22 protein-coding genes, 1 tRNA gene and 1 other RNA gene are annotated in these 22,896 nt (G+C 35.8%); 16 read left to right on the top strand and 8 right to left on the bottom strand.

The window, feature by feature from the left end; genetic code table 11:
* Positions 1 to 3: 3 nt before the first annotated feature.
* The 3 genes from EVJ48_03230 to uvrC all read left to right on the top strand — a co-directional run bounded on the left by EVJ48_03230 (position 4) and on the right by uvrC (position 5,857).
* A complete protein-coding gene (locus EVJ48_03230; GenBank protein RZV39946.1) occupies positions 4 to 1,509 on the top strand; it encodes a DNA recombination protein RmuC in 1,506 nt (501 codons plus the stop codon).
* Between the two features lie 175 nt (positions 1,510 to 1,684).
* Positions 1,685 to 3,688, top strand: coding sequence for an excinuclease ABC subunit UvrB (uvrB, locus tag EVJ48_03225; protein RZV39945.1), 2,004 nt, complete (start codon positions 1,685 to 1,687; stop codon positions 3,686 to 3,688).
* A 102-nt stretch (positions 3,689 to 3,790) separates the two neighbouring features.
* A complete protein-coding gene (uvrC, locus tag EVJ48_03220; GenBank protein ID RZV39944.1) occupies positions 3,791 to 5,857 on the top strand; it encodes an excinuclease ABC subunit C in 2,067 nt (688 codons plus the stop codon).
* Positions 5,858 to 5,877: 20 nt separating this feature from the next.
* Here uvrC and EVJ48_03215 read toward each other — a convergent pair whose 3' ends face one another.
* Together EVJ48_03215 and EVJ48_03210 are read right to left on the bottom strand one after the other, a co-directional pair.
* Positions 5,878 to 7,071, bottom strand: a complete 1,194-nt coding sequence (locus EVJ48_03215; GenBank protein RZV39943.1) for an aminotransferase class I/II-fold pyridoxal phosphate-dependent enzyme — start codon at positions 7,069 to 7,071, stop codon at positions 5,878 to 5,880.
* Between the two features lie 52 nt (positions 7,072 to 7,123).
* The gene (locus tag EVJ48_03210; GenBank protein RZV39942.1) at positions 7,124 to 7,825 is read right to left on the bottom strand and encodes a hypothetical protein; all 702 of its coding nucleotides are present in this window, start codon (positions 7,823 to 7,825) and stop codon (positions 7,124 to 7,126) included.
* Positions 7,826 to 7,942: 117 nt separating this feature from the next.
* On the opposite strand from EVJ48_03210, the gene EVJ48_03205 reads away from it, so the two are divergent.
* Both EVJ48_03205 and EVJ48_03200 read left to right on the top strand, forming a co-directional pair.
* Positions 7,943 to 8,371, top strand: a complete 429-nt coding sequence (locus EVJ48_03205) for a hypothetical protein (protein ID RZV39941.1) — start codon at positions 7,943 to 7,945, stop codon at positions 8,369 to 8,371.
* A gap of 42 nt (positions 8,372 to 8,413) precedes the next feature.
* Positions 8,414 to 8,596, top strand: coding sequence for a hypothetical protein (locus EVJ48_03200; GenBank protein RZV39962.1), 183 nt, complete (start codon positions 8,414 to 8,416; stop codon positions 8,594 to 8,596).
* Positions 8,597 to 8,756: 160 nt separating this feature from the next.
* On the opposite strand, the gene EVJ48_03195 is transcribed toward EVJ48_03200, so the two are convergent.
* Entirely contained in the window at positions 8,757 to 9,203 is a 447-nt protein-coding gene (locus EVJ48_03195) for a universal stress protein (protein ID RZV39940.1), read from the bottom strand.
* A gap of 227 nt (positions 9,204 to 9,430) precedes the next feature.
* On the opposite strand from EVJ48_03195, the gene EVJ48_03190 reads away from it, so the two are divergent.
* The 4 genes from EVJ48_03190 to EVJ48_03175 are packed head-to-tail and all read left to right on the top strand — an operon-like array spanning position 9,431 to position 12,452.
* Positions 9,431 to 9,985, top strand: coding sequence for a hypothetical protein (locus EVJ48_03190; protein RZV39939.1), 555 nt, complete (start codon positions 9,431 to 9,433; stop codon positions 9,983 to 9,985).
* 43 nt (positions 9,986 to 10,028) lie between these two features.
* Positions 10,029 to 10,595, top strand: coding sequence for a peptide deformylase (gene def / locus EVJ48_03185; protein RZV39938.1), 567 nt, complete (start codon positions 10,029 to 10,031; stop codon positions 10,593 to 10,595).
* A complete protein-coding gene (locus EVJ48_03180) occupies positions 10,582 to 11,709 on the top strand; it encodes a methionyl-tRNA formyltransferase (GenBank protein RZV39937.1) in 1,128 nt (375 codons plus the stop codon). Before def ends, EVJ48_03180 begins: the two co-directional genes overlap by 14 nt.
* Positions 11,700 to 12,452, top strand: a complete 753-nt coding sequence (locus EVJ48_03175; GenBank protein ID RZV39936.1) for a DUF116 domain-containing protein — start codon at positions 11,700 to 11,702, stop codon at positions 12,450 to 12,452. The genes EVJ48_03180 and EVJ48_03175 overlap by 10 nt, the downstream gene beginning before the upstream one ends.
* Positions 12,453 to 12,576: 124 nt before the next feature.
* Here the strand turns inward: EVJ48_03175 and EVJ48_03170 are convergent, their stop codons facing one another.
* The 5 genes from EVJ48_03170 to EVJ48_03150 form a co-directional block, all read right to left on the bottom strand.
* Entirely contained in the window at positions 12,577 to 13,893 is a 1,317-nt protein-coding gene (locus tag EVJ48_03170; GenBank protein ID RZV39961.1) for a phenylacetate--CoA ligase, read from the bottom strand.
* 2 nt (positions 13,894 to 13,895) lie between these two features.
* A complete protein-coding gene (locus EVJ48_03165) occupies positions 13,896 to 14,501 on the bottom strand; it encodes an indolepyruvate oxidoreductase subunit beta (GenBank protein RZV39935.1) in 606 nt (201 codons plus the stop codon).
* Positions 14,502 to 14,574: 73 nt separating this feature from the next.
* Entirely contained in the window at positions 14,575 to 16,440 is a 1,866-nt protein-coding gene (locus tag EVJ48_03160) for an indolepyruvate ferredoxin oxidoreductase subunit alpha (protein ID RZV39934.1), read from the bottom strand.
* 170 nt (positions 16,441 to 16,610) lie between these two features.
* Positions 16,611 to 16,704: signal recognition particle sRNA small type (gene ffs, locus EVJ48_03155), an RNA gene on the bottom strand.
* 49 nt (positions 16,705 to 16,753) lie between these two features.
* A complete protein-coding gene (locus tag EVJ48_03150; GenBank protein ID RZV39933.1) occupies positions 16,754 to 17,008 on the bottom strand; it encodes a ferritin in 255 nt (84 codons plus the stop codon).
* A 140-nt stretch (positions 17,009 to 17,148) separates the two neighbouring features.
* Between EVJ48_03150 and EVJ48_03145 the strand changes: the two genes are divergently transcribed.
* From EVJ48_03145 to EVJ48_03115, 7 genes are all read left to right on the top strand, one after another.
* Entirely contained in the window at positions 17,149 to 17,640 is a 492-nt protein-coding gene (locus tag EVJ48_03145) for a universal stress protein (protein ID RZV39932.1), read from the top strand.
* Between the two features lie 12 nt (positions 17,641 to 17,652).
* The gene (locus EVJ48_03140; protein ID RZV39931.1) at positions 17,653 to 19,461 is read left to right on the top strand and encodes a hypothetical protein; all 1,809 of its coding nucleotides are present in this window, start codon (positions 17,653 to 17,655) and stop codon (positions 19,459 to 19,461) included.
* 124 nt (positions 19,462 to 19,585) lie between these two features.
* On the top strand, positions 19,586 to 20,293 hold the full coding sequence (locus EVJ48_03135) for a methyl-accepting chemotaxis protein (GenBank protein ID RZV39930.1): 708 nt from the start codon (positions 19,586 to 19,588) through the stop codon (positions 20,291 to 20,293).
* A 39-nt stretch (positions 20,294 to 20,332) separates the two neighbouring features.
* Complete coding sequence (locus EVJ48_03130) at positions 20,333 to 21,094, top strand: MBL fold metallo-hydrolase (protein RZV39929.1); 762 nt, start codon at positions 20,333 to 20,335, stop codon at positions 21,092 to 21,094.
* Between the two features lie 157 nt (positions 21,095 to 21,251).
* A complete protein-coding gene (gene scpB, locus EVJ48_03125) occupies positions 21,252 to 21,884 on the top strand; it encodes an SMC-Scp complex subunit ScpB (GenBank protein ID RZV39928.1) in 633 nt (210 codons plus the stop codon).
* Between the two features lie 182 nt (positions 21,885 to 22,066).
* Positions 22,067 to 22,717, top strand: coding sequence for a ribulose-phosphate 3-epimerase (locus EVJ48_03120; GenBank protein ID RZV39927.1), 651 nt, complete (start codon positions 22,067 to 22,069; stop codon positions 22,715 to 22,717).
* A 76-nt stretch (positions 22,718 to 22,793) separates the two neighbouring features.
* A tRNA-Pro gene (locus EVJ48_03115) sits at positions 22,794 to 22,870 on the top strand.
* The last annotated feature ends 26 nt before the right edge of the window (positions 22,871 to 22,896 follow it).

Genomic DNA, 22,896 nt, shown 5'->3' with positions numbered 1-22,896 from the left:
AAAATGCTTACTTACCTATTTTTATCGCTGTTTGTTATTTTTTTTGCGGCTTCGATTGCGCTTGCCGTTTATTTTGCTTCGTATGTAAAAAAAAGCAAAAAGACGATAGACGGATTAATAGACACAAGCCGAGATGAAAAGGACGGTCTTATAAAGCAAAATATAACGCTGGAAGAAGAGGCTAAATCTTTAAACGGCAGGCTTGAGGTTTTAGGCGCGGAGCTTAATTCTGCCGCCGTTCTAACCGAAAATCTTAGGGAAGAAAACAAAAATCTGTCTGTAAAAATTTCTGAAATATCGACCGAAAACAAAAACCTGCTTGAAAAGATTGAAAATATTAAATCCGATTACGAAGACAGATTAAAACGTCAAAAAGATGAATTTCTTGATTTTAAACAGGCTTTTGAAAATCTTTCCGAAAATTTGTCTTCAAAAATACTAGAAGAAAAAAGTAAAAAACTTATAGAAATCAATAAAGACAGCATTAGCGGCATACTTAACCCTCTTTCCGAAAAGATTCTGGAGTTTCAAAAAAAGGTGGAGGAAACTTACGATAAGGAGTCTAAACAGAGGTTTTCGCTTCAAAACGAAATTAAAAAACTCATAGATACCCAAGACGTCATGAAGCAGACGACCGACAATCTTACTTCTGCGCTAAGAGGCAGCGGAAAGGTTCAGGGCGACTGGGGCGAGATGATACTGGAACAGCTTTTGGAATATTCCGAATTAATCGAAGGAATACAGTATGAAATCCAGAAGACCGTAAAAACCGTAAACGAAATGGACGAAAAAATAAATTTAAGGCCGGACGTTATAGTGCATCTTCCAAAGGATAGGGATTTAATTATAGACTCAAAAGTTTCTTTAACGGATTACGAAAAATATATGAGTTTGGCATACGGAAACGGCGCAGATTCTTCGGCGGTTTACATTAAATCCGATTCTAATTCGGATGACGACCCCGAAAAATTTCTTAAATCGCATATTCTTTCGATTAAAAGACACATAAACGAGTTAAGCGACAAAAAATATACAGCCCTATACGGATTAAAAAGTTTAGATTCGGTTATTATGTTTATACCGATAGAGTTTGCTTATACAGCCGCCGTAAACTACGACAGGGATCTTTTGACATACGCATACGGGAAAAAAGTTATAATAGCTACACCCTCCATTATTTTGCTAATCCTTAAAATAGTTTATAATTTATGGATTCAGGAAAAAAGCCATGAGAAAGCGGCAGAAGTGATGACGTTAGCGGGAAACCTTTACGATAAATTTTGTTCTTTTGCTAAAAGCATGGAAGATATAGGAACTTCTATAGAAAAAACATCCGCATCCTATAATAACGCAAAAAGTCTTCTTTCGTCGGGAAAAGGCAATATAATGTCCAGACTTGAAAAAATGAGGCTTCTCGGCGCAAAAACATCTAAAACTCTAGATGCCGCGAAGTTCGACGGAGACGAAAAAGACGATAAAGATTATATACCTTCCATCGAAAACGAGTAAATCCTAAATCCCAAATTTGCCGATAGAAATCTTTGAAACTGTTTCAACATATTATAAATTCTGGATGAGCCGTCGATATTTAGACGGCTCATCCAGAAAAGAAATTTTCTATCGGCAATTTTGGGCAAATTCCTCTTCTGTTTTAAAACCGCCAAAAATGTTATAATAAAGCATTATGGATTTATTTAATCTTGTTTCCGAAAACACTCCTGCAGGCGATCAGCCCGTTGCGATTAAAGCGTTAACGGACGGAATAGAAAAGAAAAATTTTCGGTATCAGACGCTATTGGGCGTAACAGGCTCAGGAAAGACTTTTACGATGGCTAACATCATAAAAGAACTGCAAAGACCTGCTCTTATAATAGCGCCCAATAAAACCCTCGCAGGACAGCTTTATTCCGAATTTAAATCCTTATTTCCGGAAAACGCCGTAGAATTTTTTATAAGCTATTACGATTATTACCAGCCTGAAGCGTATGTTCCGTCTAAAGACCTTTATATAGAAAAAGATTCGGCTATTAACGACCAGATAGATAAAATGAAACATTCCGCTACCCGTTCTATCCTTTCCAGACGGGATGTTATAGTTATTGCGTCGGTATCCTGCATTTACGGATTAGGTTCGCCTGAAAGTTACGCCAATATGCTGATTGAGGTGAAAAAAGGCGACGAGATAAACTTAAGCGACGTTTTAGACAAACTGACCGACATAAGATACGAAAGAAACGATATCGATTTTCACCGCGGAACGTTCAGGGTGAGAGGGGATATCGTCGATGTTTTTCCGGCATACGAAGAAGAAGTCGCCATAAGAATAGAATTTTTCGGCAACGAAGTTTCGACCATTGCAGAAATAGACCCGTTAAGAGGGGTTATAATCCGCAGGCTTTCCAAAGTTGCTATATATCCGGCTTCTCATTACGTGGCGGACGAAGTTACGATGAAAAGCGCGGTTAAAACAATAAAAGAAGAATTAAAAGAAAGGCTTATGGAGCTTAAAGCGCTCGGCAAACTTGTAGAAGCCCAGAGGCTGGAACAGCGGACGATGTACGATCTTGAGATGATGCAGGAGATGGGCTATTGTTCCGGTATAGAAAATTATTCGAGGCATTTGACGGGAAGAAAAAAAGGGGAACCGCCGCCTACGCTTTTGGATTATTTTCCCGAAGATTTTATAATAATGATAGACGAATCCCACGTCAGCGTTCCGCAAATCAAGGGGATGTATAACGGAGATATTTCAAGAAAATCTACTTTGGTGGAGTACGGTTTCAGGCTGCCGTGCGCTTTAGACAACCGCCCGCTTAATTTCGAGGAATTTTCGTCGCATATAAAAAATCTTATTTTTGTTTCTGCGACTCCGGCAGACTACGAACTTAGTGTGAGTTCGCAGGTGGTAGAGCAGATAATACGGCCTACAGGATTAATAGACCCTGAAGTCGAAGTAAGACCCGAAACAAATCAGGTGGACGACATTATAGGGGAAATAAAAAAAACGGTCGCGGGAGGCGGCAGGGCGCTCGTTACCACGCTTACCAAAAGGATGTCGGAAGACCTTTCCGAATTTCTTATAGACAGCGGCATAAAGGCAAAATATCTTCACTCCGATATAGATTCGCTCGAAAGATTTAAAATCATAAGAGAGTTAAGGCTTGGAGAATTCGACGTGCTCGTCGGCATAAACCTTCTGAGGGAGGGGCTGGATATTCCAGAAGTCGAATTAATCGGAATTTTAGATGCCGATAAAGAAGGTTTTTTGCGTTCCAAAACATCATTGATTCAGACTATTGGCAGGGCGGCAAGAAATATTAAGGGAAAAGTAATACTTTACGGGAATAATATCACCGATTCTATGAAATTTGCAATTTCCGAAACGGAGCGAAGAAGGAAAATTCAGGAAACATTTAATAAAGAAAACAATATTACGCCGACAACCGTTAAAAAAAATATCGCCGGACTGTTGACTACGATATTTGAGCAGGACTACATAGATTTATCCGACGGTTTCGACGAAAATTCGCCTCTGATAATAGACCCTAAAGAAGCCGAAAAACTTATTAAAAATTTAACAAAAAAAATGAAAAAAGCCGTAAAAGAGCTTAATTTTGAAGAAGCGGCGCATATCAGGGACGAAATCCGCAATATTAAAAAAAATATGCTTTTAATGGATAAAGTTTAAGTTTAGCATTATCCTTATCTAAAAATTGCCGTTGGAAAATTATTTTTTTCTAATTATGATTCAAAAGGATATATTTGTATATATTATCTGTATTTTTTCATTATGAACGAAAATTTGTTTGCCAAGATTAAAGGTATTTCGAGTTCGCCGGGCGTTTATATTATGAAAAATGCCGACGGCGACGTTATTTACGTAGGGAAAGCAAAAAATTTAAAAAAAAGAGTTTCCCAGTATTTTTCCGGCAAAAATACAGGCGTAAAAACGGAACATTTAGTTTCAAAAATAAACGACATAGAAACTATAATTTCAGGCAACGAACTAGAGGCGTTTTTACTCGAAAACACACTTATTAAGCAATATAAGCCTAAATACAACATAAGCCTTAAAGACGATAAATCATACCCTTATATAAAAATAGCCGATTCTAAAACCGGTTTCCCATTTATAATCAAAACGAGAAGTTTTAAAAAAGGCGACGGGCTTTATTTCGGCCCTTATTCCAGCGCTTTTGCCGTAAACGAGACCATAAAAACCGTCAACAGGATTTTTAAAATGCGGACTTGTACCGATAATAAGTTTAATTCCTGCGCCGCAAAGAAAAAACCCTGTCTTTATTATCAAATAAAAAGGTGTTCGGGACCGTGCTGCGGCTTTGTCGATATTAACGCCTACAAAAAATCTATAGAGGGTATAATACTGCTTTTAAGGGGTAAAAACAGGCAGTTAATAAGAGACATGAAACGGTCGATGGATAAACACGTAAAGGAATTAAATTTTGAGGCGGCGATAAAATTAAGGGATAAGATAAACGCTATAATTAAAATCAACGAAAAACAGGCGGTAGTGTTTAACGAAGAAAAAGATATAGATGCGGCAGGTTTTTATATGCAAAACGACAAAATAGATATAACCGTCCTTATTATTAGAAACGGCAGGGTTACCGGTACGAAAAATTTCTTTTTCAAAAATGTTTATCTTAGGGAAGCCGAAATGCTTTCGGCCTTTTTGGACAGGTACTACGTTAAAAATTTAGAAATTAACGCCGATATTCCCGACGAGATATTTGTTCCCGTGAAAATTGACGAAGAAAATAAAAAAAGCCTTTCCGAGTATATTAAAAAATATTCCGGCAAGAAAGTTAAAATTATAGATCCGGAAAATTTAAAAAGAAATAAGAACAGATATGATACCATTGTCGTTATGGCTTACGAAAACGCTAAAAAGAATTTTTTTGAAAAAAACGGAGGAGATTCTGAGGGAGGCATTGCGCCGACTGCCATATCCGCTTATGAAAGTGCAGAAAATGCCGAATCCGCTGGAGAAGTTAATTATAAAGATGTAAATAAAGGACATTACCTCCGCAATAAAGATAACGTTAATTTTAAAAAACTGCTATTATTGAAAGATATTTTACGCTTAAACAAAACTCCCGAAATTATAGAATGTTTCGATATATCCAATATTTCCGGTACATACGCCGTTGCTTCAAAAGCCGTTTTGAAAAACGGCGAAAAAGATACTTCTTTATATAGGCGTTACAGAATTCAAACCAAAAATACGCCGGACGATTATGCCATGATGTACGAAGCGTTAAGCAGACGTTTTAAAGGCGCCGCGTCGGGCAAAGACCCTCTTCCCGACGTCATTATGGTTGACGGAGGAAAAGGACAGCTTAACGTTCTCGTAAAAGCGGCTAAAGAGTTTACGGATGCGGAGAATATAAAAAAAGAAGATATGCCGGCTCTTATTGCAATAGCAAAATCAAAAGACGGTTACAATGGTTATAATAGTAATACCGGCTCTAATTATAAAAATTTAAAAAGCAAAATAGACCCTTACGAAAAAGGCGGCATCGATAAAATTTATCTTCCTAACAGGAAAAACGAGGTTAATTTCGGTAAAAATAAAGAACCGATAATAATGCTTATGAGATTAAGAGACGAGGCGCACAGGTTTGCCGTCTCTTATTTTTCTAAAATTAAGACAAAGTCCCTGATTACTTCCGACTTGCTAAATATAGACGGAGTAGGTAAAAAAATTTACGGCAATTTAATAAAAGAGCTTGGAAGCATAGAGAGAATAAAAAAATCTTCCGTAGAAGAGCTTACGGCGGTAGAAGGCGTAAATAAAACGACGGCAAAAAATATTTACGATTATTTTCATTCTTAAAATCATTAACGCCCGTTAATTTAAAATTTTATTTTTTTTAACCGGCTTATGAAATAGTCGTTTTCAGATTTTTTTCTTACGGCTATCCTGAAATATTTGTCGTTTAAACCTCTGTAATTACCGCAGTTTCTTATTAAAATACCGCATTCGAGAAGATAATTCTTTAGATTTTTTGCATTTAAACTTTCATTGGTTATTTTGATTAAAAAAAAGTTTGCCGAACCGGGTATTATTCTTAAAAACCTAATTTTTTTTAATTTATTTTCAAAATCTTTTCTTAACTCTTTAATTAACAGTCTGGAGCGTAAAATATAATCGTCGTCGCAGATTGATAAATAAGCTATCTGCTCGGATAGAGACGTAATTTTCCAAGGAATGGACGTTTCCGAAAGAAGTTTTGCCAAAAACGGTTTTGCAAATGCGTAGCCTATCCTGAGTCCCGGCATCGCAAAAAACTTAGTCATAGACCTTATTATTATTAAATTATCAAATTTATACGTGCCGTCTAATTTTTTATCGTCCAAACTTGTTCCGGCAATCAGATGTTTTGCCGAAAAATCTTCGCAAAAATCCATAAAGGATTCGTCTAATATTAAAAAAGCTTTTTTTTCTTTAAGTTTTTTTAGTATTTTTATTATGGTTTGAAGCGGGGTTATATTTCCCGCCGGATTTGAAGGGTTTGCTATGAATACGACATCGTTTTCGACGATGTTTTCGCTTATGCAGTTAATTAGTTTAGATAAACTTTTTTCTTTTAATTCAAAATTTTCCGATAAATAAGTATTAATATGAAAAATTTTAGATTTTTGAAGTTTTGAAAGAGCGGCTCTTTCATATTCATAAAATGAAGGTTCTACAATGATTACGTTTTTAGGATTTAACCGAGCGGTAATATTAAATATAAGTTCGGAAGCTCCTGCGCCCTCGCATATAAACTGTTTTTCTACGCCGTGATAAAACGATAAGGCGTTAACGAAAGGTTCCGGATAGTTTTTTGGATAATTTTCCGTAAAAAATTTTAATTTATTAAAATCTTTTAAAATTTCGGATGCTTTTGGACTTAATCCAAGAGGGTTTATGTTGGCGGAAAAATCGATTATGCCGCTTTCGTATCCGTAATCGATAATATTTCCGCCGTGAATTTCGTCATATCGCGGATTAACGCTAAAATTTTCGTTTATTGATAAGAAAGCTGTCTGATTTTTTTCTAACACTGTTGTTTATATATTTTTGGACTTATTATTTGTTTGCAGATATATTGCTTATTTAGCTCTTTTGCAGTTTCACGGCTTTATTTGCGAAAAGTTCCAGAAAACCTGCCGAAGTTTTTACGGCTTCCGGTAAAATTCTGTTCATTGCGTTAAAATATTCTAATTTAGTTTTTGCATACAGCAATTCGGGTAAATAAAGCGAAGAATTATGGGCGTTATAATCCACCCATCCGAAAGGATGCGCGTCTCTGTAATGTCCTTTTAGGGGTTTAAATTTATATATGCCTTTTTCTAATTTTAAATCTGTTTCCAAATAGTGCGAAGACATCCATCTTTCAAAAAGTACGTGTTTTTTTAGAGCAAGATTAGTAGTATGGAAAGGGATGCATAAATCCTGTACAAGATGAACCGCTCCTCCGAGATTTATAAACGATTTTTTAAATCTGCCTTTCTCCCAATCTTTTAACGCTATATTAAAAAGCTGAACGCATTTTGTTCCGGCGTCGGAAAAACCTCTTATATATCCGGCATGCGAATGAGGATAAAGGTAGTGTCCGCCGAACCAGTGAACCCTTAATTTTTTTATAGCAAGCCTGTCTATTATGTATGAGCCGTGATGCATAAGATTGATTCTTTCTTCCGCTTTAATGCCGGAAATTCTATTATCGAGAAGGGTATCGATAACGCTTAATTTAGAATCGTTGTAAAGAAGTTCAAACGTTTTATCTATGCAATAGTTATGTAATTTTGGCTGCATGTTATATTTATATCATATTATAAAAAAAAATCAATAAATATTTGTAAATAAGTATCAAAAATTATATAATATATAAGGTATAAATTAAAATTTAGCAAATAAAAAAAAGGAGAAAAAATGCCTCTATTAAGCGAACAGGATGCCGAGTTCCTGAAAAAAGATTTTAACGAAAAATTAAAAAATAACGTTAAGTTAATTTTTTTTAAAGCCGAAGACGCTTGCCTTTATTGCAAGGAAGTCAAAGATATACTTGCGGAGGTTGTGGGATTAAGCGATAAATTAAGTTTAGAAGAATACGACTTTGACAAAGATACCGATAAAGTTAAACTTTACGGAATAAAAAGAACTCCGGCTATAGTTATCGAAGGCGATAAAGATTACGGAGTAAGATTTTACGGAATGCCGGCAGGCCATGAATTTATGACTTTAGTAAACGGCATAATCAATGTTTCTACTAAAGAAACCGGCTTGTCGGAAAAAACTATCGAAAAATTAAAAGAAATTATAAAGCCGTATAATATTCAGGTATTTGTAACTCCTACCTGACCTCATTGTCCGCCGGCGGCGGTTCTTGCGCACAGTTTTGCTATAGCTAACGAAAATATTACGTCAGACGTAATAGAAATTCAAGAATTTCCTAATCTTTCAGATAAATATGAGGTTTTCAGCGTACCTAAAACGGTAATGAACGAATCCGCCGAAGTTGTGGGTGCGGTTCCAGAATCGGTTTTTCTAGGTAAAGTTATGGAAGGGTATGCTAATCAGCAATAAAATTAAGATATAATCTATAGAATTAAATCTTATTGCTGTATATAAAAATGGAGGCCGTAAAAAAAATATGCGTTACGTCCTCCATTTATTTTTATTTTTTATTATTATATATTATACGATGTTTAAAAATTTGAAGATATTTTACGTAATTATTTAAGCTTCAGCATTTTTCTCCGGTGCAATGATATAAAAGTACCGGAATTTGCGACTGCCTTACTATACTTTCAGCCATAGAACCTAGAACCAACCTTGTCAGCCCCTTTTTCCCGTGCGTTCCCATAACTATGAGGTCGAATCCTCCTGATTTAATTTCGTTTAAAACTACGTTTACCGGTTCGCCGTGCGTCAAAACGGTATTAACTTTTACGCCTCTTTTTTCGGCTTCGTCTTTCAGTTTGCTTAATACCGGTTTTTCTTCTTCGACTAAAAGATCCAAATCGTTTATGCCCCCGCCCGATAAATCCGCTATATTTTGCAAAGTTTGAATATCTACAACATGCACAAAAGTTATTTCCGCTTTAATTTCGGAAGCAAATTGAATTGCGTTATTTGCGGCATCCATTGACGTGTCGCTGAAATCGACGGGGCATAAAATTTTTTTAAACATTTAATCTCTCCTTTTTATTTAAAATTTGACTTATTTTATATCTTAATATTTATATATCTAATTCAAATATAAAGTCAAGAAAAATATTGAAAAATATTGAAAAAATATAAAAATTGATTTTTACCGTCAATAATGTATATAATAAAAGTAAATAAAATAAATAAAAAATAAAATATTAATATTAAATTGAGAGGTTAAAGATGTATAAACGTCGGACGGATAGACCTTTGAAATACTTTTTGTTTTTTGCGGCTGCCGTATCGGTATTTTTAATTTCGGCGTCATTTTATGCTATGCCGTCCGCGAAGTGTTCGGCATTTTCTGCTTCGGTATTAAACGGGCGTTCGTCTGCATTTAAGAAAAACAAAAAAAAGAAATATTACACTGAAGGAAAGATGTATATAATGCTTAAAATTTCTAAAAATTTAAAAGCGTATATAAACAAAAAAAATCAAAAGGTTTATTATTTTTATAAAAAAAAATATTATTACTGGGCTAACGGCATATGGTTTGAATCGGCAAAAATTAACGGAATGTATGTTATTACTCCACAAAACGAGATACCGCGTCCTCTTAAACACGGTCCGCTTTTGAGAGTCAAAAGAAAAAAGATTCCGGCCGGATTTGCCGCTTTAAAAGTGCCGCCAAGACCGGTTAAGAAAGGATTGCCTAACGCGGCTACGGAACACTTATATAATCTTCCTCTCACTCTTCACGGACTTGTAATTTATCAAAAAAGTATCATTTATCAAAAAAGTATCAATTTTAACAAAATAAAATAAGTGATAAAATATATATAATGGAGGTTACGCGTTAATTTCGGCAATGGAATTTTTAAATATCTTAAAATATCCCGACCCAAAATTGAGGATTAAAGCAAATCCGCTTGAAATCAGCGATATTAAAAACAATATTCCTTTGATTAAAAGTTTGGTTTATACCATGTATAAAGCGGACGGTATCGGGCTTGCGGCTACGCAGGCGGGTATAAATAAACGCATAATAGTTTTAGACTTAGCCAGAAAAAAAGATAAGGAAATATCGTTTTCGCTCGACGAAGATATTATTCTTACGGCAAATAAAGACTTAATAATAGCCGTAAATCCGGAAATAATATTTAAGGAAGGAAAGACGACTTATGAAGAAGGATGTCTCTCCATCCCCGGTTTTAACGCAGACGTCGATAGGTTTTTTGAAATAAAAGTCAAAGCATACGATATTTCAGGAAACGAGTTCGTCATGGAAGCAAAAGATTTGCTTTCTATTGCTTTTCAGCATGAGATAGACCATCTCGACGGAATTTTATTTATAGATAAAGTTTCTCCGTTAAAACGCTCCTTATATAACGCTTCGCTTAAGAAAAAAAAGAAATTAGAGCATGCTGCCTCTTAAAACGGTCTTTATGGGGACGCCTAAAATTGCGTCGCTGTCATTGTTCGATATATTAAAACTTCAGAAAAACGGCATCGTCGATTTACAGGCAGTTTATACAAAGCCCCCGGTATGGGATTCTAAAAAAAAAGAATATATTGAATCGCCGGTCGAAAAAATTGCCCGTGAAAACCGCATTAATTTAAGAACCCCTAAAACCTTTAAAAATAACAGGGAAGAAACCGATTTTTTAAAAATCCTTGCCCCCGACGTTATAATAGTCGTCGCTTTCGGACTCATTCTTACCCCTGATATTTTGAATATACCCGTATATGGAGTATTAAATCTGCATCCTTCTCTTTTGCCGGATTTAAGGGGTCCAAGCCCTATACACTATACGATATTAAAAAGGATGAAATTCGGCGGAGTAACTATAATGGCTATGAATGAAGGCGTAGATACAGGTCCTTTGGCGGCTCAGCAAAGAATTGCTTTGGACAAAAACGAAAACTTTTCCGGTCTTTACGAAAAATTATCTTTAACCGGTTCTCTCTTGCTTTCCGAAGTAATAGAGACTGTATATAAGCATAGAATAAATTTTTTTGAATGCGGATACGGTCAGGATTTGGCAACAAAAGAAGACTATACGTCGCATGATTTAACCGCTTTAATAAAGCAGGAAGAGCTGAGAATAAATTTTTCCAAGGAAGAACCTGCGTTTATATATGCAAAAATAAGGGCTTTTTCTGAAGCGGGAGGAGCTTTTTTTATTTTAAAAAACAAAAACGTAAAAATATTAGAAGCAGAGTTAATAGTCGACGATACATGCGAAAAAACGGAAATAGAAAACGGAAAAACTAAAAACCGCGTTCAGCATGAAACATTCGAATATTCCGATTATTGCGGCGGTTTTTCGGATATTTATAAAAAAGAAATAGAAAAAGTATCTTCTAAATCCGATATTATTGCGGGTACGGCCGTCGTCGCAAACAAAACCGGACTGCTTATTTCCACGGTTAAAAAAGGTGTTTATATACGGTTAATCAAGCTTAAGCCTGAAGGCAGAAACATTATGAGTTATAACGATATCGTCAACGGATTTAGAATTAAACAGGGCGATTTAATATGTCTTTAAAAAAAGAACATGTTTATTTTTTGAAGATAGTATCGATTTCGCTTTTCGTTATTTTATCCGTATTTCTGCTTCTTTTCTGGATAATATCCGGCGGGTTGGAAAAAATCAGCCCATATTTGCCGTTATATATTTTTTTCGCTTTAGATTTTATACTGCTTTCTGTTATTATAATTTTTTTTGCGGGATTGACAGGCAGACGGAAAAACGGCGGCAAATCTTTTCTGGTTTATCCGGCGCGATATATTTTGATAAAAATTCTTTATCCGATGGCTTTCTTTATCACTTCCGTATTCAGGATAAACAGGGATAAAATGCAGGCTTCGTTTGTCGAGATAAACAATTTCCTTCTTTTCTCGTTAAATAAAAACGTAGCTTTTGACAGGATATTAATACTGCTTCCGCACTGCCTTCAGCTTCATAACTGCAAGGCTAAAATTACCGACGACATAAACAACTGCTTGAATTGCGGAAAATGCAACATAAAAGAGCTTGCGGCGCTTTCCAAAAAGAAAGGCATATTTATGGCCGTCGCTACAGGAGGTACGCTCGCGCGCAGAGTTATAGAGGAGAAAAGACCTAAAGCCGTCATAGCAGTAGCATGCGAAAGAGATTTAAGTTCGGGAATTATAGACAGCTTTCCGCTTTTTGTTTACGGTCTGCCCAATATGAGACCTAACGGACCCTGCAGGGATACTTTTGTAGACGTAAGCGCGTTAGCAGAGCTTATAGAGAGGATTTCATAGTTTAATGATTCAGTAATTTGGGAAAAGGTGTCAGATTAATTTTCCGAATAAATTAATCGCTAAATTAATTAATTACGTAAAATTCGGAAAATAAAATCTGACACCTTTTCCTTGACACCTTTTCCTACAATTTCTTCCTCAAGTCGTTTATTCTTTTGGCTTTGCCTTGGCTTCTTTCGATAGTTTTAGGGGGGACTGCTGTTATTTTTGCCCTGATGCCGATAAGTTCGTATATTTTGTGGGATATTTCTTTCGTAACCGCTTCGATTTTACCTTCGCCGCCGTTAAAAATTTCTTCTTTGGGTTCAACTATTATGTTCATTTTATCTAAAAGATTTTCGGTATATAATTCTATTAAATATATAGGTTCTAAATAATCCAGTTTAAATAAAACGGATTCTATCTGAGAAGGAAAAACGTTAACGCCTTTTAAAATAATCATATCGTCGGTTCTTCCTTTTATTTTGTCCATCCTGACGAAAGTTCTGCCGCATCTGCATTTTTCTCTCGTAAGCCTCGTTATATCTTTTGTCCTGAATCTTATTACCGGCATTGCCTCCCTGTTAAGGCTGGTCAATACAAGTTCGCCTGTTTCCCCGTCTTTTAGAACTTCTCCTGTTTTTGGGTTTATTATTTCCGGAAAAAAATTATCTTCGTTTATATGAAGTCCGTCTTTGTAAATACATTCGTATGCTACTCCCGGTCCTATTATTTCGCTCAATCCGTATATATCGTACGCATCTATTTTAAGCGAGCTTTCTATTTTTTGTCTGAGTTCGTCAGACCATGGTTCCGCTCCGAAAATACCTTTTTTTAATTTAATATTTGATTTATCGCTAATTTTTTTATTTATTTCTTCGGAGAGAAAAAGAGCGTAAGAAGGTGTACAGAAAAGAACAGTTGCGCCGACGTCCTGCATCATGGTAAGCTGTCTTTCCGTAAAACCCGTCGACATAGGAATAATCATTAAACCTAATTCCTGCGCCCCGTAATGAAATCCTAAACCTCCGGTAAACAGCCCGTAACCGTAAGCATTCTGCGCTATATCTTTTTTAGAAATACTTGCGGCGCAAAAAACTCTAGCCATTAACTTAGACCATATTTTAATATCGTTTTTTGTATATCCGGCTATAATAGGTTTTCCGGTAGTACCCGACGATGCATGTATTCTTATTATTTTATTTAAAGGCTGAGAAAAAATTCCGAATGGATAATTGTTTACGAGGTCGGATTTATAGGTAAACGGCATATTCTTTAACTCATCAATCGATTTTATTTTTTCGATGCCGCTTAAATTTTTTATTCCGTATTCCTTTAATCTTGTTTTTAAAAAACCGCCCCCGGAAAATATTAGTTTTAACGTTTTTTTCAATCTTTCCGTTTGAATCTGCGAAAGTTCGGAACGGTCGATAGTTTCGTATTTTTTTTCGTAATATTTTATATTCATAATGAAGTTCTGCCTTTTATAAATGCCTTAATATTTAAATCTACGGTTTTTTCGGGAACGTTTGTTTCAATAGTTTTTAGCCAAATATCTTCTTTTATATCCGTAAAAACCGATAACGCTCCTATAAGTATAATATTTGAAACTTTGACGTTCCCTAGATTTTCGGCAATCTGTTTATCGTCCAAAAGAGTCAAAGATTTAAAATTGTCTTTTAAAAGCGAGGCGATAGAATATATATCGGTAAAATTATTTATGATTGTATCATTTTTGGTTTTAGAAGTCCACGCCGGCGTTTTGCCGTCGTTAGACGAAACTATTATCGTATTTTTGTTTGCGAAACTGCTTGTATATCTTAAGGTTTCATAAATATCGAAAGAAAGAATCGCCGTAGCGCCGTTTTCCGGTATCAGCGGGGAAAATATTTTTTTTCCTAACCTTATATGCGTTGAAACCGAACCTCCCCTCTGCGACATTCCGTGAACTTCCGACGTTTTAATATCCATACCGCTTTCAAACGCCGCGAGGCTGATAATCTTACCGGCAAGTACGACGCCCTGCCCTCCTATTCCGCAAATTAATATGTTTTGTGTTGAATCGCCCATTTGTTTAAATTTATTTAAGCAGTTTTAATTTATTATCTAATTTATTCTATGTTTTATTTAATTATATTAAAAATTAAGATTGCCTTATTTCTTCGATAAAGTTAAAAACGCATATATCTTTGCATATAGAACATCCTATACAGGACGAATCTATAAAAGGAACAGGTTTTATTCCGTTCTTAGCGTTTATGCGGACTGTCTTATCGTACGGCAAGCGTATAGACGGACACCCGGTCTGCATACATAAATCGCATCCGGTACATCCGTCCGATATTTTAAATTTTTTTCCGGTATCTATTTTTTTGGGGTATAATACGCAAGGTCTGTCGGTTATAACTGCGTTAAGATTGTTTGAATCAAGCGCTTTTTTTAAAGTCTTAAGCGTTTCATTGTAATCGTACGGGTCTATGACGAAAATTTCTTCTATACCTATTCCTTCTATAATTTTTTTAATATCTATTTTATTTGAAATGGATCGGTTAAAAGAAAGGTTTTTCCCCGTTCCTGGATGATCCTGTCCTCCGGTCATCGCCGTAGTGGAGTTATCCAAAATAATAGCTGTAAATTTTGCATTATTATATTTTGCGTCTATAAGAGAAGTTATGCCGGAATGAAAGAACGTAGAATCGCCCATAATTCCTACGGTTTTTTTATGCGAAGATTTTGTAAGCGACAAACCTTGCGCCGCGCCGAACGCAAGTCCCATCGAAATGCAGCTGTCCATAGAACTAAGAGGCGGAAGCGCTCCGAGGGTATAGCAACCTATATCGCCCATAACGGGAACTTTTAATTTTTTAAGAGCGTAAAATACCGAAGTATGAGGGCATCCGCTGCACAAAGCGGGAAATCTCGGCGGCAGATTATTGCGTAAACTAATGCGGACGCTTTTGTCTGCATCTTTTTCTTTACCCGCCGTTTTTTTGCCTTTAAAAAAGCCTGCTTTTTTAAGTCCTGATAATATGATATCCGGATTAAATTCTCCGTCCTGCGGAAAATATTCTTTTCCTTTTAACTCTATGCCGAGCGAAGCGATTTCGTTTTGGATAAAAGGCTCTAATTCTTCAATTATAACTATGTTTTTAACGTTTTTTACAAAATCTTTAATTAATAAATCCGGAAGCGGATAAGAAAAAGACAGTTTTAAAAATGACGCAAAAGGAGCAATTTCTTTAGCGTACTGATAAGAAATGCCGCTTGTTATTATGCCGAATTCTTTATCGTTATATTCGGCATAGTTTAATCCTGAACGGTTAGAAAAATCTTTGAGCCGTTTTAACCTTTCTAAAGCGGCTTTATGTCTTTTTCTTGCATAAATAGGAACCATTACAAATTTTTCAGTATCTTTTTTGTAAGTATTTTTCGTATTTTTCAGTTCTTCCGGCGGCGTAAATTTGCCTGAAAAAACGACGACGCTTCTTGAATGGGATATTCTCGTAGTAGTTCTTAAAATAACCGGAGTATCGAATTCTTCGCTTACGTCGAAAGCTTTTGAAGTAAAATCTAAACATTCCTGGCTGTCGGAAGGTTCGAACATAGGTATTTTAGCAAATTTTGAATAAAGCCTGTTATCCTGTTCGTTTTGAGAGCTGTGCATTCCGGGGTCGTCGGCGGTAACTACGACTAATCCTCCCCTTACTCCCGTAAGCGCAAGAGTCATAAGCGGGTCTGAAGCAACGTTTAAGCCGACGTGTTTAGTGGTAAACATTGCTCTTTTACAGCCGATGGACGTTCCTATCGCTATTTCCAACGCGGTTTTTTCGTTGATAGACCAGTTTACCGTTGCTCCGCAGTTTAATTTAGATAAATAAGGAAGTATTTCGGAACTCGGCGTTCCGGGGTAGCCGACTGCCGTGTAAACGCCTGCTTTTGCTCCGCCTAAAGCGATTGCTTCATTTCCGGTAAGAAGTAATTTTGAGTAGTCTAAAGTTTTATTAAGCAAAAAATTACGCCCGTATTTATTTTTTTTACGTTATATATTTTTATACAGCAATATAAATAAAGCAGATGAATAAAAAAATAAAGGGAAAACTAAAGAATTATATATAATTGCATATTTTACCGACGAAAAAATAGCTATAGTCAATATAGTATAGTATACAATAAAAAAAGAGTAATCCGATTAAATACGCGCACCTCGAATCGATACCGTTGCTTTCTTTCGAACCTGGCGGGGTTTTCGGCCTTAATACCGTACCTTCGGATTACTCTATAAGATTATAGCATAGACGAGTAGTTTTAAAAAGCATTATTTTTTAATCGTGATGAAGAAATTTGTCGTCCTGAACCTTGTCGTGTTTTCTTATATATTCCATAAGCATTGCGGCATGCTCTTTTTCTTCGTCTCTATTATGCGCAAGAATATGTTTTAATTCTTCGTCGGCGGTGTATTCTATTCTTTCCTGATACCAGTTAATTGCTTGAAATTCTTCAATAAGCGATTGTCTTGCCATTTCTAAGTTTTTGGTTTCTTCGCTTAAAGCGTCGTCTAAATGATGTTCGTCGCACATTTCGTTATCCCCCTTAATAATTAATCGATTAATCGGTTATATTAAATTAATAAATCTTTCCGTTTTTATGATTATAGCAAAAAACTGCACAATTTTAAAGCCGCCTTGAAAAAAACGCTTCAATCGTATAATATTATTATATGGAAAAAGAAAAAAAAATTCTTTTAGCGGTCGATTTAAATTTTGAAACGGGGTTCGTGCTTTCGTCTGCGGCATCTTTTTTCAGGGAATCCGCAGCGAGATTTCAAATATTGCACGTCATTCCTTACGACATTTTTTCTTTTTCCGGCAAAAAAAACTCTTTAAAATCAAAAGCGGCTGAAATACACTTGTCCATAGAGGATAAATTAAAGGAATCGGGTTTGTATTATTTAAACTACGAAATATCCGTATATACCGGCAATCCGCAGGAAGAGATTATCAATTTTGCAAAAAAAAACGCTTCCGATATAATTGCGGTCGGAACGCATCAAAGGGTCGGAATTAAAGAAATAGTATCCGGTTCCGTTTCTTTTTACGTCGCCAAACATTCGGTGTGTCCGGTGCTTTTAATTCCGCTTAAAAATACGGCGAAATTAACGGCAAAAGAGCTGATAAAAGAATCCGCCCTGTCTTTAATAAACCCTTCCTGATGCGATGACTATATGATTCTTATTTATGATTTTAAAATACCTGCGAAAATTAAAAATCCCGAAACTACCGGATCGACCGGATTAGAAGAAGAAATTTTTCCGGATTATTTTTTGAAATATTATAACGAAAAATCTTCCGAAGCAATAATCGATATAAAAGATTTTATCGGCAAAATAAAAATAATTAAAAAATCCCTCGATTTCAGGCAAAAAGAACCGAAAAACGTTTATAAGGTTTTAATAAAATTCGACTTTTCAGGCAAAAATGAAGACGAGATTATAAATATTTTATCCAGTATAGATATTAAAGCAAGAAAAGCAAAGGATGAAGAAGAAAAACTTTTTGACGGTGAAAATTCGTTAGATTTTGAAAGCGGAAAACAAAATAAAAATCACGGGAAAACCGATAAATGCAAAACTAAAAAAAATAACTCCGGCAAACCGGCTGTTTTAATAACGGGCATGGGTCCTGCGGGTATTTTTGCGGCGTTATATTTGTTGAAACAAGGTATAAGGCCTGTTTTGATAGAAAAAGGAAAATGCGTAGAAGAAAGGATAAAAGACGTCGATGCTTTAATGAATAGAGGGCAATTTAACAAAAAAAGCAACGTTGTTTTTGGAGAAGGAGGAGCGGGGACCTTTTCTGACGGAAAATTAACGACGAGAAAAGACGATGCGGCCGTGTCTTTCGTTTTAAATTTTTTGGTAAAAATGGGAGCGGATAAAAAAATTCTCGTAGAGCATAAACCGCATATAGGCAGCGATATTCTTATAGATATACTCAGAAATACAAGAAATTACCTTATCGACGGCGGAGCCGAGATTTTTTTTGAAGAAGAATTAAAAGATTTTGAAACCGACGATAAAAATAGTATAGTTTCTGCGGCGACCGACAAAAGAAATATTCCGGCGGATTTTTTAATCTTAGCCGCCGGTTCTAACAGCATAGATACTTATGAAATGCTGAAAAGGAAAAACGTATTTTTAGAAAACAAACCTTTTGCCGTAGGATTCAGGATAGAACATAAGAGGAATTTTATAGATTCCCTGTTTTTTAAAGGCGGCAGAAACAAAGACGATTTAAAATTCAGCGGAGTGTATTATAATCTTTCTTCCAAAGAATATGGCGGTTATTCTTTCTGTATGTGTCCGGGCGGAGTAGTGATAAATTCCAGTTCCGGCGAAAATATTCTGTCTGTTAACGGAATGAGTTATTCAAACCGCGATTTGGAAAATTCTAACAGCGCTATAGTAGCCGCCGTCAGGGCGGATACTATAGCGCTGTTAGACAAAAAAGAATATTCATTGGACGGCGGATTTCTTTCTTTTAGAAAAGATTTGGAAATTAAAGCCTTTAACGCCGGCGGAGGAAGCTACGGCGCACCTTATCAATATACGCCGGAATATATAGCGGACGTAATAGGCAAAACTAAAAAAGAAACGGGGTTTAATTTAAATTCCGCTTTAAAATCGGATAACGGCATTAAACGGAAAAATCTGATACCTGAGCCGTCTTATAAACCGTCCGTAAAATATTTTAATTTGTTCGAACTCGTACCCGATTTTATTAATCGTTCTATTGCAGGCTCTCTTATTGAATTCGATAAAAAATATAAGGGATTTGTTTCAAATTCGGTTTTAACGGCAATAGAGACGGGGACGTCTTCTGCCGTTAGAATTAAAAGAGGCGCCGATTTTGAATCTTTATCCGTCAAAGGTCTATATCCCTGCGGGGAAGGTTCCGGCTATTCCGGGGGCATAATAACAAGCGCTATAGACGGCATAAAATGTGCCTCAGCCGTTGCCAATAAAATTTTTTAAAGATAATAAAAACTCTTGCAATAAATTTTACAAAAATATAAAATCATCTGAAAGGAAATTATTTTTTATATAATATTATAAGATTATAATTACTAACCTCATATCGTAAAAGCGGGTGCTTTATATGAAATTCTTATCGAGCGGCGGGTACAAGAAATTAATCGACGAAATTAAAGAACTTAAGAAAAAAAACGGCGAACTTGAAGTTTCTTTAAAACGCAAAGACGCCGATAACGCTTCGGCTGTAGACGGATTCAAAAAGGAAATCGAATCTTTAAGGTCTAAAGTAGCTTCGCTTGAAGAAGATATCCGCAATAAGGATAATCTTTTGAATTCATGCGCAAGCGATTCCGAAGAGCTTCCTAAAATCAACGAACAATTTAGTCAATTTAAATCAAAATGCCTTGAATCTAAAACCGGAATTAAAAATTTCGTAGATTCGTTATCCCATATGTATTCAAGTTCTTTTTCTACGCTGGAAAAGACTTATCAGGATTCCGTCGAACTATACAAATTAACCCTTTTTACCGACGAAATTTTAAGCGCGATAGTGTCTATTACAGACCAGATTAATCTGCTTGCGTTGAATGCCGCTATCGAAGCCGCAAGAGCGGGAGAAGCAGGAAGAGGCTTTGCCGTCGTTGCGGACGAAGTCAGGAAATTATCCGAAAAATCGTCAAGTTCTACCAAAGAAATATCCAACGTTCTTTTCGGAATAAGAAAAGTCAGCGCCAAGCTTAACGACACGCTTAGAATAGACAGTAAAATGAACGAAGGGCTTATGAAAACTATAAAAAACATAGACGGCAAAGTCAACGATATATGCGTTTAGCATCCAGTAATATAAATTTATTAAAGAGGTATCATAACCATGGTGTCAGAAGTATTATACGAATCTCCAAACCATAAGTTCGTTTATATAGGAAAAGATGCCGACAGGCCGGATTATATAATTGATACCAACCAGTATCTGCTGATTCACGATAAAGTCGCGACGATTATGGATCCGGGAGGAATAGAAATGTTTTCTTCGGTTTCCTCCGCTTTTGCCGGCGAAGTAAGGATGTCGGACGTAAAATTTATATTCTGCTCGCATCAGGATCCCGACGTTAATTCATCCCTTGCTCTATGGCTTTCGATTACCGACTCAAAAGTTATTATAGACAGAATATGGTCGACATTTATTTCGCATTACGGCGCAAGACCTGAAAATATGATAATGATCGACGACGGTAATACCGTAAAGTTAAACATGACCAAAGATTACGCTTTCGATATTATTCCGGCTCATTATCTTCATTCGCCGGGCCAGCTTAATTTGTACGATCCCATATCTAAGATACTTTTTAGCGGAGATATAGGAGCCGCGCTGGTACCTAGGGAAGACTTGAAAAGCAAAAGGAAACCTAATGTTTTTGTGCAGGATTTCGATTCCCATATAAAATATATGGAGTATTTCCATAAAAGATGGATGCCTTCCAACGAACCAAAAAAAGTATGGATAGATAGAGTATCAAAATTAGATATCGAAATTCTGGCTCCGCAGCACGGTCTTATTTTTAAAGGCAAAGAAATGATCGACAGGTTTTTAAACTGGTTCGACGGTTTAAACGTAGGACTATATTCTAAATAAAAAAATTAAAACTTATAAAATACTTAACAATTTAATAACTGCACTATAAGTTTTATAAATTATAAAAAAGTTTTTAAAATTTATATACGGGAGTCGGATTTAAAGTCCGACTCCCTTTTTACGTTTTATAATATACGCACGGATATGGAACGCTTTTATGACTAACCGAATATTGCTTAATAATTACAGCGACGATTTCGATTCTTTGACTTCTGCTATCGAAGCCGTTATTTTTGCTTCGGAAGAACCCGTTTCTTTAAAAAAATTGACGGATTTATTTAAAGTAAAAAAAGAAGAAGTATTAAAAGCCGTAGAATCTATAAAACTGGAATTTAACGAAAAATCGAATCACGGAATATATCTTTCCGTAAATGACAACGGCATAAGCTTTAAGACTAAGCCTGAATATTTCGATGCAATATCAGGCAGTTTGGAGATAAAACCTATAAAATTTACCGGTCCTCAGCTTGAAACTCTTTCTATTATAGCTTATAAACAGCCGGTTACCAAAAATGAGATAGACGCCGTCAGGGGATTCGATTCATCAGGCACACTGAAATTTCTTCTTGAAAAAAACCTTATTAAAGTCGCCGGAAGAAAAGAGATTGTTGGAAGACCGCTGATATATAAAACCAGCGATTATTTTCTGGAAGTTTTTAATCTTAAAAATCTTAACGATTTGCCTTCCGTCAAAGAAATGGACGATTTTGGCAAGAAAAGCGTATTAGAAGCCCTAAGCGGCAACGATAACGGCTCCGAAACCGAGAAAGAGCCTGCTTTGTTTGAATAGTTTTTATTTTGCTTAGGTGTTTTTATTTTACGTTTTCTGAATATATCGGGAGAATTAAATTTTTTTAAAAGTTTCATAGTATATAATAATTAACTGCATAAATTTGTGGTATAATTAATAAAAATAATTTTACTCCGCCAATCAAATATATAATATAATAAATATTTTAACAGGAGGAAAAATTGAAAAAGATTGCGCCTTCGATATTATCGGGCGATATATTAAATCTTTCCGAAGAAATAAAACTGCTTGAAGAAGCAGGTGCAGATTTTTTACATATAGATATTATGGACGGCATATTTGTTCCCAATATTACTGCGGGATGGAATATCGTTGAAGCAATTAAAGCCCGCACCGATATTCCTTTAGACGTTCATTTAATGATAGACCGTCCGGAAAGATATATAGAACAATTCGTTAAAAGCGGCGCAGATATCTTAACGGTGCATTTTGAAGGGACTACTCATCTTCATAGAGCGGTCGAAAGAATCAGGGAACTGGATGCAAGCCCCGGAGTAGCGATAAACCCGGCAACGCCCGTGGATTTTTTAAGCGAAATACTTCACGACGTAGACCTCATACTTATTATGTCGGTAGACCCAGGCTTCAGCGGACAGGAATTTATATATTCTTCTTTATTTAAGATTGAAAAGCTTCATGGAATAATACAAGAAAGAGAGCTTGAAACTCAAATTGAGGTCGACGGCGGAATAAAAGTAATAAATATAGCCGAAGCGGCTAATTCCGGAGCAGATATTATAGTCAGCGGCTCAGGAATATTAGGAACGAAAAATTATACCGCAACTATTAACGAAATGCGCGAAAGAATTTAATTACAAAAAATAAAGCAAAAAAATAATGGAAAAAAAATACAATAAGTAATATAATAATAATTTCTATACTTCATTTCGGGACGTAGCGCAGCTCGGTAGCGCACTTGCTTCGGGAGCAAGGGGTCGCTGGTTCAAATCCAGTCGTCCCGACCATTCAATAAGGATTTATCGGTAGTATT

The sequence above is a fragment of the Candidatus Acidulodesulfobacterium acidiphilum genome (assembly GCA_008534395.1).
Lineage (GTDB): Bacteria > SZUA-79 > SZUA-79 > Acidulodesulfobacterales > Acidulodesulfobacteraceae > Acidulodesulfobacterium_A > Acidulodesulfobacterium_A acidiphilum.
This window is presented reverse-complemented; position numbering and strand designations above follow the sequence as displayed.

Bases quoted from the DNA above. Each gene is read 5' to 3' on its own strand.
- EVJ48_03130 (RZV39929.1), top strand. From the start codon at position 20,333: ATGGTGTCAGAAGTATTATACGAATCTCCAAACCATAAGTTCGTTTAT.
- EVJ48_03165 (RZV39935.1), bottom strand. From the start codon at position 14,501: ATGGGCGATTCAACACAAAACATATTAATTTGCGGAATAGGAGGGCAG.
- EVJ48_03145 (RZV39932.1), top strand. From the start codon at position 17,149: ATGGAAAAAGAAAAAAAAATTCTTTTAGCGGTCGATTTAAATTTTGAA.
- EVJ48_03205 (RZV39941.1), top strand. From the start codon at position 7,943: ATGCCTCTATTAAGCGAACAGGATGCCGAGTTCCTGAAAAAAGATTTT.
- EVJ48_03180 (RZV39937.1), top strand. From the start codon at position 10,582: ATGCTGCCTCTTAAAACGGTCTTTATGGGGACGCCTAAAATTGCGTCG.
- EVJ48_03135 (RZV39930.1), top strand. From the start codon at position 19,586: ATGAAATTCTTATCGAGCGGCGGGTACAAGAAATTAATCGACGAAATT.
- uvrC (RZV39944.1), top strand. From the start codon at position 3,791: ATGAACGAAAATTTGTTTGCCAAGATTAAAGGTATTTCGAGTTCGCCG.
- EVJ48_03150 (RZV39933.1), bottom strand. From the start codon at position 17,008: ATGTGCGACGAACATCATTTAGACGACGCTTTAAGCGAAGAAACCAAA.
- EVJ48_03195 (RZV39940.1), bottom strand. From the start codon at position 9,203: ATGTTTAAAAAAATTTTATGCCCCGTCGATTTCAGCGACACGTCAATG.
- uvrB (RZV39945.1), top strand. From the start codon at position 1,685: ATGGATTTATTTAATCTTGTTTCCGAAAACACTCCTGCAGGCGATCAG.
- EVJ48_03210 (RZV39942.1), bottom strand. From the start codon at position 7,825: ATGCAGCCAAAATTACATAACTATTGCATAGATAAAACGTTTGAACTT.
- def (RZV39938.1), top strand. From the start codon at position 10,029: ATGGAATTTTTAAATATCTTAAAATATCCCGACCCAAAATTGAGGATT.
- EVJ48_03230 (RZV39946.1), top strand. From the start codon at position 4: ATGCTTACTTACCTATTTTTATCGCTGTTTGTTATTTTTTTTGCGGCT.
- scpB (RZV39928.1), top strand. From the start codon at position 21,252: ATGACTAACCGAATATTGCTTAATAATTACAGCGACGATTTCGATTCT.
- EVJ48_03175 (RZV39936.1), top strand. From the start codon at position 11,700: ATGTCTTTAAAAAAAGAACATGTTTATTTTTTGAAGATAGTATCGATT.
- EVJ48_03140 (RZV39931.1), top strand. From the start codon at position 17,653: ATGATTCTTATTTATGATTTTAAAATACCTGCGAAAATTAAAAATCCC.